The sequence below is a fragment of the Pirellulaceae bacterium genome (assembly GCA_019636385.1).
Taxonomy (GTDB): Bacteria; Planctomycetota; Planctomycetia; order Pirellulales; family Pirellulaceae; genus Aureliella.
The window spans coordinates 309,690-325,176 of sequence record JAHBXT010000001.1 but is presented as its reverse complement, the minus strand read 5'-3'; the positions used below and the strand labels follow the sequence as shown (position 1 = coordinate 325,176).

At 55.2% G+C, this 15,487-nt stretch carries 6 protein-coding genes; 3 read left to right on the top strand and 3 right to left on the bottom strand.

Going from position 1 to position 15,487, the window contains the following annotated elements:
• A complete protein-coding gene (locus KF752_01195; GenBank protein MBX3420149.1) occupies nt 1–1,929 on the top strand; it encodes a CocE/NonD family hydrolase in 1,929 nt (642 codons plus the stop codon).
• A gap of 98 nt (nt 1,930–2,027) precedes the next feature.
• On the opposite strand, the gene rpoC is transcribed toward KF752_01195, so the two are convergent.
• Nucleotides 2,028–6,404: a DNA-directed RNA polymerase subunit beta' gene (gene rpoC / locus KF752_01190; protein ID MBX3420148.1), complete on the bottom strand. Its 4,377-nt coding sequence runs from the start codon at nt 6,402–6,404 to the stop codon at nt 2,028–2,030.
• A 113-nt stretch (nt 6,405–6,517) separates the two neighbouring features.
• Entirely contained in the window at nt 6,518–10,237 is a 3,720-nt protein-coding gene (gene rpoB / locus KF752_01185; protein ID MBX3420147.1) for a DNA-directed RNA polymerase subunit beta, read from the bottom strand.
• Between the two features lie 484 nt (nt 10,238–10,721).
• Between rpoB and KF752_01180 the strand changes: the two genes are divergently transcribed.
• Both KF752_01180 and KF752_01175 read left to right on the top strand, forming a co-directional pair.
• Nucleotides 10,722–12,185 (top strand): SPASM domain-containing protein, encoded by a 1,464-nt coding sequence (locus KF752_01180; GenBank protein ID MBX3420146.1) that lies wholly within the window; start codon nt 10,722–10,724, stop codon nt 12,183–12,185.
• Nucleotides 12,186–12,195: 10 nt separating this feature from the next.
• A complete protein-coding gene (locus KF752_01175; protein MBX3420145.1) occupies nt 12,196–14,139 on the top strand; it encodes a hypothetical protein in 1,944 nt (647 codons plus the stop codon).
• Between the two features lie 127 nt (nt 14,140–14,266).
• Here the strand turns inward: KF752_01175 and KF752_01170 are convergent, their stop codons facing one another.
• A complete protein-coding gene (locus KF752_01170) occupies nt 14,267–15,484 on the bottom strand; it encodes a 2-oxo acid dehydrogenase subunit E2 (protein MBX3420144.1) in 1,218 nt (405 codons plus the stop codon).
• Between the last annotated feature and the right edge of the window lie 3 nt (nt 15,485–15,487).

Genomic DNA, 15,487 nt, shown 5'->3' with positions numbered 1-15,487 from the left:
GTGAGCGGTTCATTGTTAGTGCGCAGGCCGGTCTGCACAATCTGGCTCTTTTGTGTGATTTGCTGGTTGAACGTCTCAGGCCCAGCGGTCGTTGCTCAGGAGTTGGTAAGTCCTGAAAGTTCGATACGCTTGCGGTATGTCAAACAGGAAGTCATGATCGCCATGCGCGATGGAGTTCGGTTGCATACGGCAATCTATAGTCCTCGCGACACCACCCAGACCTATCCATTGTTGCTCAAACGGACGCCCTACTCTTGCGATCCATATGGGGCTCATGCCTATCCCAGCCAGCTTGGTCCCAGTCGGCATTTTACCGATGCCGGCTACATTTTCGTGGTGCAGGATGTACGCGGACAGTACATGTCCGAAGGCACATTCGTTCAGGTTACTCCACACATTGCCGATAAACGCTCGCCGCAACAAATCGACGAAAGTTCCGATACGTTTGACACCATTCAATGGTTGTTGCAGAACGTCCAGAATCACAACGGGCGTGTGGGCATGTACGGCATTTCCTATCCAGGATTCTACTGCTCAGCCGGAATGATCGACGCGCATCCGGCGCTGCGAGCCGTATCGCCCCAGGCACCGGTGGCCGACTGGTACTTTGATGATTTTCTGCACAACGGAGCATTTTTTCTGGCGCACGCCTATCGCTGGCTAGGCTATAACGCTCAGCCGCGCACCGGTCCGACCAGTCAACGTCCCAGCGAACAACCGCTGCCATCGCTGGACGGCTACAATCTGTTCCTGCAAGCCGGTACGATCCAGGAAATCAATCGTCGCTTTCTCAAAGGTAGCATCCCGTTTTGGGACCAGATGATGCAGCATCCCAATCGAGATCAGTTTTGGAAGCAGCGCGATATTGTGCCTCATCTAAAGAATGTTGCCCCGGCGGTGTTGCTAGTGACAGGTTGGTTCGACGCTGAAGATTTGTACGGTTCGTTTGCGACCTATCAAGCGATCGAACGTCACAATCCTTCTGTCAACAACGTGCTGGTCGTCGGTCCCTGGCGGCACGGAGGCTGGGCCAGCGAAGAGGGAGATCGCCTAGGTGATGCACACTTCGGGTCAAAGACCGCCGCCTTCTACCGTGCTGAAATTGAGTTTCCATTCTTTGAAATGTATCTCAAGGATGCCGACTTTCCCCCACCAGCCGAAGCCACCGTTTTCGAAACCGGTTCGAATCGTTGGCGCGTCTTCGACACGTGGCCGCCTGCTGAAGCCAAGGATCGCAAGCTTTTCTTTCAGCAGGCCGGGCTGTTGGATGATGCCCCGCCTACGCAACCTGCTGACTATCCTCACGACTACCAAACTGACGCACCTGCAAGGGCGGCTGCCTATGACCAATACGTCAGCGATCCGTCCAGGCCCGTTCCCTACACCGCCGCGATCACGCCGCGAATGACCAACGAATACATGGTCGAAGATCAGCGTTTTGCCGCGCGTCGCCCAGACGTGTTGGCCTATCAGACTCCTGTGCTCCAACAAGATGTTACGGTCGCGGGCCCGATCGATGTCCAATTGTGGGTCACGACCACCGGTACCGACGCTGATTTCATCGTCAAGCTAATCGACGTCTTCCCCGATGGTACGCAGGTAGCTCAACAACCCAACTATCACATGCTGGTTCGCAGTGAAGTATTTCGAGCCCGCTTTCGTGAATCGTTCGAGCACCCGCAACCGTTGCAGCCTGGCCAACCAACGCGGATCGCCTTTCAACTTCAAGATGTACTACATCGTTTTCAGGTCGGGCACCAGATCATGGTTCAGGTGCAGAGCAGTTGGTTTCCGCTTGTCGATCGCAATCCGCAGAAGTATATCCCCAACATTTTCTTCGCTGAGGCTGACGACTTTCAAACAGCCACGCATCGCTTGTTGCGCTCTGCAGAACATCCTTCGCATCTGCGTCTGAGCGTACTGCCCTGAGCCGCAGTACACCTGACCGAGCGGCACCGGGCACGCTTGTGATGGCGATGGTCGTGCTCGATGCAGCTTGTTGGTCTGTCAGGCGGCCGCCAGGATGGTCATTGTTCGCTGCCGGCCGAAGGCGCGTCGGCAGGGGGGTCGGCCAATTGGATGCTATCGCCAGAGGGTTCTGGTTGTCCAAGACTGGCCAGCGGACTGGCTGGGTAGTCCACCGGGCTTGGCTCGTTGCGTGGACTCTGCTCCAAAAGTGGGAACGACTCATCGAGAGCGGCTTGACCGCGATTGAGTACGTCTTCCAAAGCTTCACGGCGATAAGATATCTCCGACTCTTGGAAGCTGCGGAATCCAGTGCCCGCCGGAATCAAGTGGCCAAGAATCACATTCTCCTTCAAACCCACCAAACGGTCCGTCTTGCCGGCCAGTGCCGCCTCAGTCAACACCTTGGTGGTTTCTTGGAAGCTGGCTGCCGAAATAAAGCTACTGGATTGTACGGCAGCTTTGGTGATCCCCAATAACTGTGTACTGGCCGCAGATAGCTTGGGTTTCTTGCCTTTGGCCGGTGTGCCGCCCATCGACTCAACTTGCGCATTGGTCTTCTCCAAATCTTCCCGAGGCACCAATGCGCCTTCAGCGTAGTCGGTATCACCTGGATCGCTAATTTTCAGACAACCAGAAATTTCCTCGTTGACTCGACGGAATTCAAATTTGTCCATAACCAACCCTGGCAGTAGGTTGGTGTCGCCGGGCCCATCGATTTTGACTTTCCGCAACATGCGGGCGATGATGACCTCGACGTGCTTGTCGTTGATCTCCACACGTTGGCTGCGATAGACCTGTTGAATTTCGTGCGTCAGATACTCCTGAACAGCCTCTTCACCACTGACCCGCAGAATATCGTGAGGTACCAGAGGTCCATCGACCAACGCTTGACCAGCTTTAACTTGATCGCCGGTATGCACCAAGAACCGCTTGCCGTGTGGCACGAGGTGCTCGTGCTCGACTCCGCTTTCGGTGCGAATGATGATCGTGCGTTTGCCGCGGCGCTTGGTCTGTTGTAACTCGACCACGCCGTCCACCTCGGCAATCACGGCTGGATCTCGCGGCTTACGAGCCTCAAAAATCTCGGTCACGCGCGGCAGGCCACCGGTGATGTCCGCGACGCCCTTGGACTCACGATTCATTTCAGCCAGTTCTGAACCGGCGGCGATCGTAGCTCCTTCGGCTACTGTCACTACGGCGCGCTCAGGCAAGTAGTAGACGTCCAGCGTCTTGCCTTCCTGGTTCTCAATGACGATTTGCGGGTGCAAGTCACCTTTATGGTCAATGATGATCATCTGAATGGTACCGCCGGGATTGCGTTCCAGACGCATGGTCTGACCTTCCACCACATCGTCCAGTCGAACCTTGCCGGAGACTTCGGAGATAATCGGAATCTTGTGCGGATTCCACTGACACAGAACCTGACCTGCGGTCACTTCTTCATTTTCCTTAACACGCAGGACAGCGGCGGTTGGCACATCATACTTCTCCAATTCGCGGCCCTTCTTATCCAGCAATACGAGTTCGCTGTTACGAGTCAGCACGATTTCGGCACCCTGCGGATTGGTCACGGTGCGCATCTTGGCAAACTTGACCAAGCCCGACTTCTTAGCGCGGATTTCACTATCTTCAACGGACGTGTTTACCGCACCACCGATGTGGAAGGTGCGCATGGTCAGCTGTGTACCGGGTTCGCCGATTGACTGAGCGGCGATGATGCCGACGGCCATGCCTTCTTCGACCATCGCGCCGGTAGACAAATCCATGCCATAGCATCGTCGGCAAACGCCCAACGGAGCGTCGCAAGTCATCGGACTACGAACCTGAATTTTCTCCAAGCCCATTTCCTCGATCTTGCGTGCAATCTCACGGGTGATCATCTCGTTCTCTTGCACGATGACTTCGTCGGTCACTGGGTTGACGATGTTATTGCGCGACACGCGACCGGTAATGGCTTCGAGAAGACGAACTTCCACCTTTTCACCGCGATAGACCACCCCCTTGGTAATGCCTTGGGTGGTTCCGCAATCGTCCAAAGTCACCACCACGTTTTGAGCAACGTCGGCCAGTTTGCGAGTCAAGTAACCAGAATCCGCCGTCTTTAAAGCGGTATCGGCTAGCCCCTTGCGAGCACCGTGAGTACTGGAGAAGTACTCCAGCACAGACAGGCCTTCACGGAAGTTTGCTTTGATCGGCGTTTCGATGATTTCACCAGTTGGCTTAGCCATCAAACCGCGCATACCGGCCAACTGCCGAATCTGCTCGATACCACCGCGAGCACCGGAACGCGACATCAAAAACACGGGGTTGACGTACCAAGCACCCAAGTGATCGTCGTTCTCCATCGCCGCCATCATGTCCTTGGTGATGTTTTCGCGAGCGTGCGTCCATAGATCAAGTACCGAACGATAACGCTCCTGAGCCGTCATCATGCCGCGATCGTGACTCTTCTTGAGCTTCATGACCTCTTTCTCGGTTTCGGCGATGAACTTGTGCTTGGAGTCTGGAGTGACCAGGTCGTCGGTACCGAACGATAAACCACTCTTGGTCGACTCGCGGAAGCCGAGCTGGTTCATGTTGTCCAACAAGTCAATAGTTGCTCGACGTCCCAGCCGCGAATAGCAGTCGCTGATCACGCCCGCCAAGTCGCTGCCTTTGAGCGGCGAATTGTAGAAATCCAGACCGTTGGGCAGCATCATGTTGAATAGGATGCGACCATAGGTGGTATCGATCACATCACCAAACTTGCCCGTGCCTTCTTCAGTCTTCAACCGGCGATGCTTGGGCAAACGCACCCGAATTCGCGCATGCAGGTCGATCACGCCTTGATGGTAGGCCAGATCGGCTTCGGCCATCGAGGCGAACACCATGCCCTCGCCCTTCATGTCCGGCTTTTCAATTGAAATGTAATAGCAGCCCATCACCGTATCCTGTGAAGGACTCATGATCGGCCGACCGTTGCTAGGCGCGAAAATGTTGTGGGTACTCATCATCAACGTATGCGCTTCGACCTGGGCTTCCAGTGATAGCGGCAAGTGCACCGCCATCTGGTCGCCGTCGAAGTCCGCGTTGAAGCCTTTGCACACCAGCGGATGCAGGTGAATCGCGTTGCCTTCGACCAGAATCGGCTCGAACGCTTGAATACCCATGCGGTGCAAGGTCGGCGCGCGATTGAGCAGTACGGGATGGTTCTTGATCACCTGCTCGAGGATATCCCAGACCTCTTCGTCTTTGCGCTCCAACATCTTCTTGGCTGACTTGATGGTATCGGCGTGACCCATGTCTTTCAGGCGACGAATGATGAACGGCTGATACAGCTCAAGCGCAATCTTCTTGGGCAAACCGCACTGGTGCAGTTTCAACTGCGGCCCAACCACGATCACGCTGCGCGCCGAATAGTCAACTCGCTTACCCAACAGATTCTCACGGAATCGGCCTTGCTTACCCTTGATCATGTCGGTCAACGACTTGAGCGGACGATTGCTACTGCCCAGGACAGGCCGTTTGCAACGGTTGTTGTCAAATAAGGCATCGACGGATTGCTGTAGCATCCGCTTTTCATTCTTGATGATCACGTCCGGTGCGTTTAAGTCCACCAACTTGCGCAAGCGGTTATTGCGGTTGATAATTCGGCGATAGAGATCATTCAAATCGCTGGTAGCAAAATTGCCACTGTCCAGCAAAACGAGCGGTCGCAAGTCGGGCGGGATAACCGGTATCACATCCAGCACCATCCACTCGGGGCGATTGTCGCTGTCGCGGATGGCTTCTACCAGCTTGAGCCGCGAGCTGATGTCCTTCTTTTTCTGCTTGCTGTTGGTCTCATTCATTTCCTTGCGCAGTCGTTCGCTCAAACTGGTCAAGTCCAGCTTTGTCAGCAGCGTGCGCACGGCTTCTGCGCCCATACCGGCTTCGAAAGAACCTTCGCCGTATTGGCTGCGAGCTTCACGGTACTCGGCGTCGTTGAGCAATTGCAGTGGCTCAAGCGGGGTATCCTTGGGGTCGATGACCACATAGTCTTGGAAATAGATCACTTTTTCCAGACTGGAAGTCTTCATGCCCAGCAGCGCCCCCAGGCGGCTCGGCATCGCCTTGAAGAACCAAATGTGCACGATGGGTGCAGCCAATTCGATGTGCCCCATGCGCTTGCGACGGACGCGCGAGTGAGTCACTTTCACGCCGCAGCGATCGCAGATCATTCCCTTGTACTTCATACCCCGGTACTTACCGCAGGCGCACTCCCAGTCCTTCTCTGGGCCAAAAATCCGTTCGCAGAACAATCCGTCCTTTTCAGGGCGATAGGTGCGGTAATTGATCGTCTCAGGCTTCTTGACTTCGCCGAATGACCAGCTTCGGATATCTTGCGGTCGCGCAAGGCTGATCTTGACTGAAGTGAAGTCATTGACGCGATCATAACTGATTTCGGCTGTCGACATATCCAGCGGCTCCTGACAGTTAGAAACTTGTTTGCACTGCGTTGATTGAAAGTTACGTTAAGTGCAAAATGCGTTGCGCACAGGTGTGGGGAAATAAATCTTGAGGGCGGAGTCTAAATCTTGCGTTTTTCTAAACGCATATTGAGACCCAGTCCGCGAATTTCGTTGGTCAATACGTCGAAGCTGGCGGGAGTGCCAGCCTCAAGCGAGTTTTCGCCCTTGACCATCGACTCGTAAATTTTCGTGCGGCCTTCGACATCGTCGCTCTTGACCGTCAGCAATTCTTGCAGGATGTAAGCGGCTCCGTAGGCCTCCAGCGCCCAGACTTCCATTTCTCCGAAACGCTGGCCACCGAAACGCGCCTTGCCGCCCAACGGCTGCTGCGTAATCAGCGAATACGGACCGGTGCTGCGCGCGTGGACCTTGTCGTCCACCAAATGGTGCAGCTTGAGCATGTAGATGTAACCGACCGTGGTTTCCTGAGACATCGGTTCACCGGTTCGACCATCGATCAATCGAATCTTGCCGTGCCGCGGCAGCCCCGCATCAGCCAAACATTGATTGATTTCCTCTTCGCTGGCGCCATCAAACACCGGAGTAATCGACTGGAAGCCCATGGTGGCACCAGCCCATCCCAAGTGCGTTTCCAGAATTTGTCCGACGTTCATACGACTGGGTACGCCCAGCGGATTGAGGAGAATCTGTAGCGGAGTGCCATCAGGTAGATACGGCATATCGGCAATCGGCAATACCTTGGAAATCACCCCCTTGTTTCCGTGGCGACCAGCCATCTTGTCACCGACGCTGATCGTCCGCTTGGTGGCGATGTAGACCTTGACCATCTGCAACACGCCGCTACGGAGTTCGTCGCCGCGCTTCATGCTGTTGAGTCGTCGATCGCGAGCGTCCAGGGCTTCTTCCACCTTAGACCACGACCGGTTGTACGCCTTGCGCAGTTCAGCGTGATGCTTTTCATCCAACTTGTTTAGGACGCGCGACAAGTTAAACGTCTGAGCATTCTCTGCGATGAACTTGGGGTCTTGATTGCCGGCCAACGGTGTGCCGTCGTCATCCACCAGCTTGGAACCTGCCACCGCTTCCAGCTCCCCAATGAACGTATGGAAAGCCTCCGAAACCAAGGCATTGCCGGCAGTTTCGACTTCCTTGAGCTCCTTTTCAAAAGCCTTACGCTCTTCGTCGGACAAGCTCATGCGGCGACTGAATTTTTGGGTATCGATCACAATGCCTTCAATGCCTGAGGGCACTTCCAGAGAATCGTTCTTGACGTCTTCACCGGCTCGACCAAAGATGGCGTGCAGCAACTTTTCTTCAGGAGTCAGTTCGGTTTTGCTCTTGGGTGAAACCTTGCCCACCAGTACATCGCCGGGGCGGACATAAGTACCCACCTGGACGATGCCACTTTCGTCCAGATTTCGAAGGGCCTTTTCCGAAACATTGGGAATATCGCGCGTGAACTCTTCGCGGCCCAGCTTGGTTTCGCGGATTTCGACATCGAAATCCTCAATGTGCAGCGACGTGTACGTGTCAGACCGCACTAGCTCTTCGCTGATAATGATTGCATCTTCATAGTTATAGCCGTCAAACGACATGAAGCCCACCAATACATTGCGACCCAGCGCCAGTTCGCCGTTGTGCGTTGCAGCTCCGTCAGCGATGACTTGCCCTTTCTCCACCTTGTCGCCCAATTTGACGACCGGCTTCTGATTCAAACAGGTTCGCTCATTGAGTCCTTGATACTTTTCCAGTTCATAGACATCTGAACCGACTTCGATGCGATTGGCATCAACATAGCTCACCTTGCCAGCCCGCTTGGCCCGAACCAACATGGCACTATTGATCGCGATCGATCGCTCCATACCTGTCGCCACGATCGGTGGCTCAGCCACGAGCAGTGGAACCGCTTGCCGCTGCATGTTGGAACCCATCAATGCGCGGTTGGCGTCGTCGTGCTCCAAAAACGGAATCAGGCCGGCCGACACGCCGACCATTTGCCCCGGAGCAATATCCATGTAGTTCACTTCTTCGGGAAGCACGATTTGAAAGTCGGCCTGATAACGAGCGATCAAATTCGGGCCTGCCACCAGCGCACCGCCTTGAGTCTCAGTATCTGCCGGGCAAATATACGCGTCGGACTCCTGGTCAGCCCGCAGCCACACCACTTCATCGGTAACCTTGCCTTTGTTGATTATTCGATACGGCGTTACCAAAAATCCGTACTCATCCACGCGAGCATAAATAGCCAACGAACTGATCAAACCGATGTTGGTACCTTCGGGCGTTTCAATCGGGCAAATACGGCCGTAGTGAGAAATGTGCACATCGCGAACCTCAAAGCCGGCACGCTTGCGGTTCAAGCCGCCAGGGCCCAGTGCGCTCAGGCGGCGTTCATGAGTCAACTGACTGAGCGGATTGGTTTGGTCGACGACCTGCGAAAGCTCGCCGCGCCCGAAGAAGTAGTCGATGGCAGCGCTGATGCTCTTGGGATTTACCAAGCTGCGCGGCGACATCTCTTCGACTTCTTTGGCATTCATTCGCTCCTTGACAGTCCGGCTGAGTTTGAGGAACCCCTTGCGGAGTTCATCGGAGGCCAGTTCATCGATCGTTCGCAGGCGACGATTGCCCAAGTGGTCGATATCATCGAACTGCGCTCCAGACTCGGCATCGAACAGGTCGATCAGGTAGCGAATCGAAGCCACCAGGTCTTCGGGTCGTAAGGTCATCTCGTCTTCAGAGACATTCAAGTTCAACTTACGATTGAGGCGAAAACGACCGACGCGACCGAGCCGATAACGATTGACGTCGAAAAACTTTTCGTGGAATAAGGTCTTAGCTTTTTCCAGTTGAGGCGGATTACCGGGGCGCAACCGTTGGAAGATCCGCAGCAGTGCCTCTTCGTGACTGCTGGTATTGTCTTCGGCCAGCGAATACAGGATGTGTGGAGTCTTGGGCGACTCCATGACTTCCAGTTTCTTAATGCCTGACGTACAGATGACTTCGGCAATATTCTTCGAGATCTTCTGACCGGCTTCGATTATGATCTCCCCGGCTCGCTCCGACTTGCTGGGGTACACCACATCGTCAACCGCAATCTTGCCTTCGATCTTGACGACACTGCGACCGTCGGTGATTTTTTCGACAACGGTCGGATAGAATGTTTTGATTAAATCGCTGTCCGAGCTAAAGGCTGGCGACATAGCTCGCAACAGAGTCATCACCGAAAATTTTCCGCTCTGGTCAATGCGGACACTGAGGCTGTCCTTCTTGGTAACATTGATTTCGATCCAGCTTCCGCGCTCCGGAATAACTCGGCAACTCGGCAGCTTGCGATCGGAAGTCGCTTCTAATTCTTCCACAAAATCGACGCCCGGACTGCGGTGCAACTGACTGACCACAACGCGCTGCGCGCCATTGATGATGAATTCGCCTCCACCGAGCATGATGGGAATGTCACCCAGATACACTTCTTCTTCCAGTGGCTGTTCGCGATTAAGACGCAGCCAGACTTTCATCGGTCGTCCGTACGTTAAGCGCAGTTGACGACACTCCATCGGCGTATAGCGAGGCTTGCCTAACTCGTAGCGCAAGAACTCCAGCGATACCTGCTTGTCGTAGCTCTCGATCGGGAAAATTTCACGCAGCACCGCTTCCAAGCCAATGTTCTTGCGCTTGTCGGGCGCTATGTCCTCTTGCAAGAACAGCTCGTAGCTCTTGGTCTGCAAATCGGTCAACGAGGGCAACTCGAGAGCATCCACGCCAGAACCGAATCTTCGAACACGGGTAGGTTGGAGTCGTCGCTGAGAAGGAGTGGCCATAGGACGAATCATTCTCCTGATTAAGAATCGCGGTAGGTAATGTCGGGCAGGCTAGTTCTTGCGTTGCGGCTTCTACCGTGCGTACCAAGACCCTTAGACGGGAGAATCTACGAAGATACCCGTGCGGAGCATGCATCTAATCGGTCTGCATCCTGACGCGATATGTGCATCTAACAGCGGTCGAGAGTGGTGGAGGCGAGCCGGCCGAACGTGACCGAGTAATATACCGACGATCGTCGCATCAGCAAAGCCGATTAGACACCACAGGGGAAATTTATTTGCTTGGCTTTTTCGGGTTAATTCATGGCGAGCCCCCCGGTAGGGGTGGTCATTGCGTCGCTCAACAGCTTAATTGGTCCGAATTTTGCTTCCAGTTGAACAATCGGCAAGCTGACCAAGGCTTGGCGGCCAAGCATTGTATTCCGGCCCGAACGCGATAGATTGGCTTTGCTTTTCGCGGTCTGCTGGATGCCAACCCTAGACGGTGCATGCGCTGACGACCTATCGCGACAGAATGGACTTTGCTTTTGCCACCAACCGCTTTACCTGCCGCGCCGCAACCTGGGACGATATCGCCATGGACTGGAGCAAAATAAGGCCTTGGCTACTGCCCTCTGCCAAGCAACCACAGGGCTCCGCAGCCCTTCGTCCTGGCCTGTTTCATTATCGCCGCCAGCGCGACGGTGAGTTGGTGCGATATCACCTGCGCATCGAAAACAGCGGACAGTCGTTACTGTTAGTGGCTGCCATTGAGGCGGTTCGCTTGACTCGCTCGGGCACCCTGGTAGCTTACGGATTGCTCGAGGGACATAGCCAACAGCAAATTCTACAATCGCTAGCTGGGGCTCCCAATCCACAAGGCATCGTCAATGACGTTCGGAAAATGCTGGCCGAGTTGGGATCGCCCAGCAAACGATATCCGATTTTCAATCTAACCGACCCAATGGTTCAGGAGTACCCCCAAGGGTTGATCGCTCCTTTTCAAGCCGATGTCGAGTCGTCCAACGTGGTTGATCTGCGCCGCTATCTGCAGGCTTTGTGGGACGCAGGCATTCCTCATGTGCGCTTCGTGCCGTCGCTGGATAATGATGATCAGCAGCGGCCAGAGCATCAGCGACTTGAGCGCTGGTTGCCCGAAGCGGTGCAAATGGCCGGTGATATGGGAATGATTACCGGCGTTCGATTGTCCGCCCAGCACTTAGTCGCACCTACGCAACTCATCGAGTCGACACTATTAGATCGACTGTCAGCAGTGGGTTTGGATTATGTCGTTGTACCGTGGGGTGTCAGCCGGCAATTGCACGAGCGACTCATGGGGCCAGCCGACTACGATTGCTTGAACGAAGTGATAACCTGTGCCGATCGTTGGGAAATATCGACGGTACTCGAGGCCGGTTTGACACCTGAATCGGTAGACGTTTTTGAAGTTGAATTAGACCGAGTCACCCAGCGAGGAATCGAGTATGTCGAGGTCTTCGCCATCGCCCAGCCACTGGCGCCATCGCCAGCCACGGCAGTCGTTGCCGATTCATCCGACAGCAGCCAACCGCCCACAGCCTTCCAAGCTCAAGCTATGCGACAACTGGCCGGATGGATCGAAGACGTTGCCGACAGTCGCCAGGTGAATATCATTTGGCTACCGCCACACAGCAGCCGCAGTCCGCTTACCGCCGACCGTATCGGTCGATTGCTTCGTGCAGGACCACGCGCAGGTGCCGATATCAGCATTCGCGTTGCTGCTGCCGGTCAAGTTTATCCGCCGCGCGGAGAGAGAGTCGCGGTGGGGCAGATTCATTTACAACCCTGGCAGCAAATCTGGAATCATCCCAGCTTTCAGCGGTTTCGTGAAATGGTTGATCGCAACGAGCATTGTCAGAAGTGTACGTTCATGACCGTCTGTGCAGCGCATTGCCCAGCGGACCCGGCCGGCTGGGCCATTGAAAATTAACGAGGTGGTCATGCGGTTAACTGGAGGAACGAGAATTCTAAGGCTGTCACTGGTTATTGTCGCAGTGTTCAGTGCGAGTGTGTCACCAGAGGTGCTCGCACAAAACTACCTATTCTCCGTCCCGCAGATGGATGTGCAGGCCTTCGTTCAACCGGATGCGTCAATTCTTCTGAAATACAAAATCTTGTTTGAAAATAGTCGCGGTGGACACGCCGTCGACGTCGTGGATATTGGCCTGCCTCATGCCGACTATAAATTGAGCAATATGTTGGCATCCGTTGATGGCGTGCAGCTTAAGAGCATAGGCCGCTCGACATATATTCCCATCGGCGTTGAAGTGCACTTGGGTGCCTCTGCCATTCCGCCTGGTGGTAGCGGCGTTTTCGAGTTCCAGTGCACGATGCCCAACATGGTCTATCGCGATAGCACCGACAAGAGCTATGCCAGCTTGCAGATCATCCCCACCTGGTTTGACCCCAATTCGCAGCAGGGACGAACACGCCTGCAAGTCGCCATTCACATGCTACCCGGTGTAAAAGCGGAAGAAGTCAAATACCAAGCTGAGAACTACAAATACACCGACCTGGTACTGTTTGGCGAAGGGAACGAAAAACATCCGGTGGCGGTCTGGCAATATGACTCGATACAGCTGTCCCCGAAGAATCCCAAGTGCTCGGTATCGTTCCCTCAGATTGGCATGCAGCGTGTTGTGGCCATCGGTCCATTTGGATTGATGATGAAATGGTTTCGCGAGCATCCCAGCGCCCAGTGGACATCGTTCATTGGCTCGGCCATTTTGTTGGCCATTATTTTTTTTCGATTTTCACACGGTACGGGCTTTGTGCTGTTCTTCATGTTGGTGGGCATGCTGGGACTGGCAGCCTCCATCTCCCCGGCGCTGAATCTCGCTGCTTGGCCGTTTTTGGGCTTGGCCTACTGGCTAAATGAACGGTTACTGAAGAAGCGCCGCAAGAAGATGGATTACTTGCCGGCCATGGCCACAGTTGAGGGCGGCGGTATCAAACGCGGTCTGACGGCCCCTCAAGCGGCTGTGCTGCTGGAGCTGCCTTTGGGTAAGGTCTTGACACTCGTATTGTTCGGTCTGATACGTAAGGAAGTACTACAAAAAACAAGCGACGATCCATTGCAAGTTGATGTAGACGTTGCATTTCGCGTCGATCGTAAGCGACGGTTGCAAGTGGCGGGTCAGCGCGGAATCGTGTTGCACGACTACGAGCATGCTTTTCTAGACCAACTGCAAGCTCACCAAGGGCCTGTGAAAAAGTGTGATCTCAACGAAGCCATGGGGGGGCTGTTTAAGTCGGTTGCAAGCCGCATGGCCGGCTTCGATTTGCAGGAAACGCAAGCTTATTACCGAGCCATCATCGAGCGCGCATCAAAAGAAGCCGAGTCGGTGGGGCAAGCCGAATTGCGCGACGAAGTACTCGATCGGAATCACGAATGGATTCTGCTGGACGACAATTGGATCGACGTGTTCGAGCGTTGGGCAAGACGCGGCTATCGATACCGGCCACCTTGGGAGCGCCGTCGAACGGGACCGATCATCATTATGGATGGAGGAGCATGGAGAGGTCCTGCTGGCGGGATACCTTCAACTGGCAGCGGAATCCCCGGCGGAGGAGCGCCCAGCCTGGGCACTCCCGACACGTCGCGAACCTCGCTGGGCGAAGTTGCTTCATCGTTTGCCGGCTGGGCTGAAAACACGATGGCGGGATTGGCGTCCGCGGTCGAACCCGTCAAGATGGGATTGAATGTGCCCAGCGGCGGCGTCGTGGACTTGAGTGGCGTCGATCGCGTTACCGCCGATGTCTTCAAGGCGCTGGCCGAACACTCAGCCAGTAGCGGAGGCGGTCGCCGAGGAGGTGGTGGGGGGTGTGCCTGTGCCTGCGCCGGCTGTGCCTGTGCCTGTGCCTGTGCCGGTGGCGGGCGATAGCGGTGCTCCAGGTTCAGCTGCAATCTTGAAAACCCTTGCTAATATCGAGGCGGTCATCGGTCGGTGCTTTGCTCGGCAGTGTTTCCAGGAAAGGTCCACGACCCACCGGGCACGCGAATATGGCCTGCTACAAGTCGCGCTGCGATAGTTGCAACGTTTCTACGTGATGACGAAAGTCGCCGATAAAGCTGGCCGCTCCGGCTCCGTTGATGACTCGATGATCAAAACAGAGTGCGGCAGTTGTCGTCGGACAAAAGCGATAGGATTGGCCGTCGGGCACGGCCCGCTGAAACAGCTCGCCCAATACCAACGTGGCCACTGCCGGGGCAACGATCACCGGAATACCCAGCCGAATACCCACTTTGCCGATATTTGACACCGACACGGTTATCGACTCGTCGGCCTGATCGACGCCTTGTCGGGCCAGTTGTACCTGGTTGCGATAGGCGTTGAAGAACTCGCCCGGTGTCAGGCTGTCCGCACAATGAATGGTGGCAGTCACCAGTTGATCGTCGGGCAGCGCCACCGCTACGCCCAAGTGAACGTTGCGATACGTCTTTAGCGATCGACCATCGTTGGACAACGCGCTGCGGAATTTGGAATGTGCTTTCATCGTCTGCACAATTGACCAGCAGGCCAGCGCAAACTCCGTAGGACCATCAGCGCTTGCCAGCTGGCGATGAGTGGCCTGAATAGCCGTCCAGTCCAGATCGACAACGACGGTTACAGGGATGCAGGCTGCCGCGCTGCGCGATAATCGGTAATTGAGTGAAATCTGTGATTTCGCCAAAGGCAGCACATCAAAAGCTTGATTAGACACCGTCTGGTCACTGGATGCAGCCAGATAAGCGTCCACATCTGTCGGCAACATCTTGCTGCCACTTACAGGAATTTGGTCCACCTGGGCTGACAACCCGGTATCGCGCAGCATCTTCCGGGTGCGCGGTGGAATACGAGTTCTGGCATCGGGCGCTGGCTGCCCAGGTATAGGCGATGTCGGAGTCTGTGGCGAAGATGGATCGGATAGCACAGCCGGCTGGCCACGCAGTTCGACACCAGGTGAGTCCCCTGCTGGTTGGACGTCAGCAGCCAGTTCGTCATCGGCCGTGACCTCGAGTTGCGCAATCTCTGTGCCGATTGCGACAACCGTTCCGGGTTGAACTAGCCATTTCAGCAACTGGCCACCGCACGGAGACTCTACTTCGCTGGTAGCCTTGTCAGTCTCCATGATGTAGATTGGCTCGTCGCGCTCAATGCGCTGGCCGGGTTGTTTGAGGAATTCAATCAACAACGCCTCGCGGAGCCCCTCTCCCAATTGTGGAACGCGCAGTGCAACAACAGGCATGGC

Coding starts and splice junctions, on each gene's coding strand:
- rpoC (MBX3420148.1), bottom strand. CDS start 6,404: ATGTCGACAGCCGAAATCAGTTATGATCGCGTCAATGACTTCACTTCA.
- rpoB (MBX3420147.1), bottom strand. CDS start 10,237: ATGGCCACTCCTTCTCAGCGACGACTCCAACCTACCCGTGTTCGAAGA.
- KF752_01175 (MBX3420145.1), top strand. CDS start 12,196: ATGCGGTTAACTGGAGGAACGAGAATTCTAAGGCTGTCACTGGTTATT.
- KF752_01170 (MBX3420144.1), bottom strand. CDS start 15,484: ATGCCTGTTGTTGCACTGCGCGTTCCACAATTGGGAGAGGGGCTCCGC.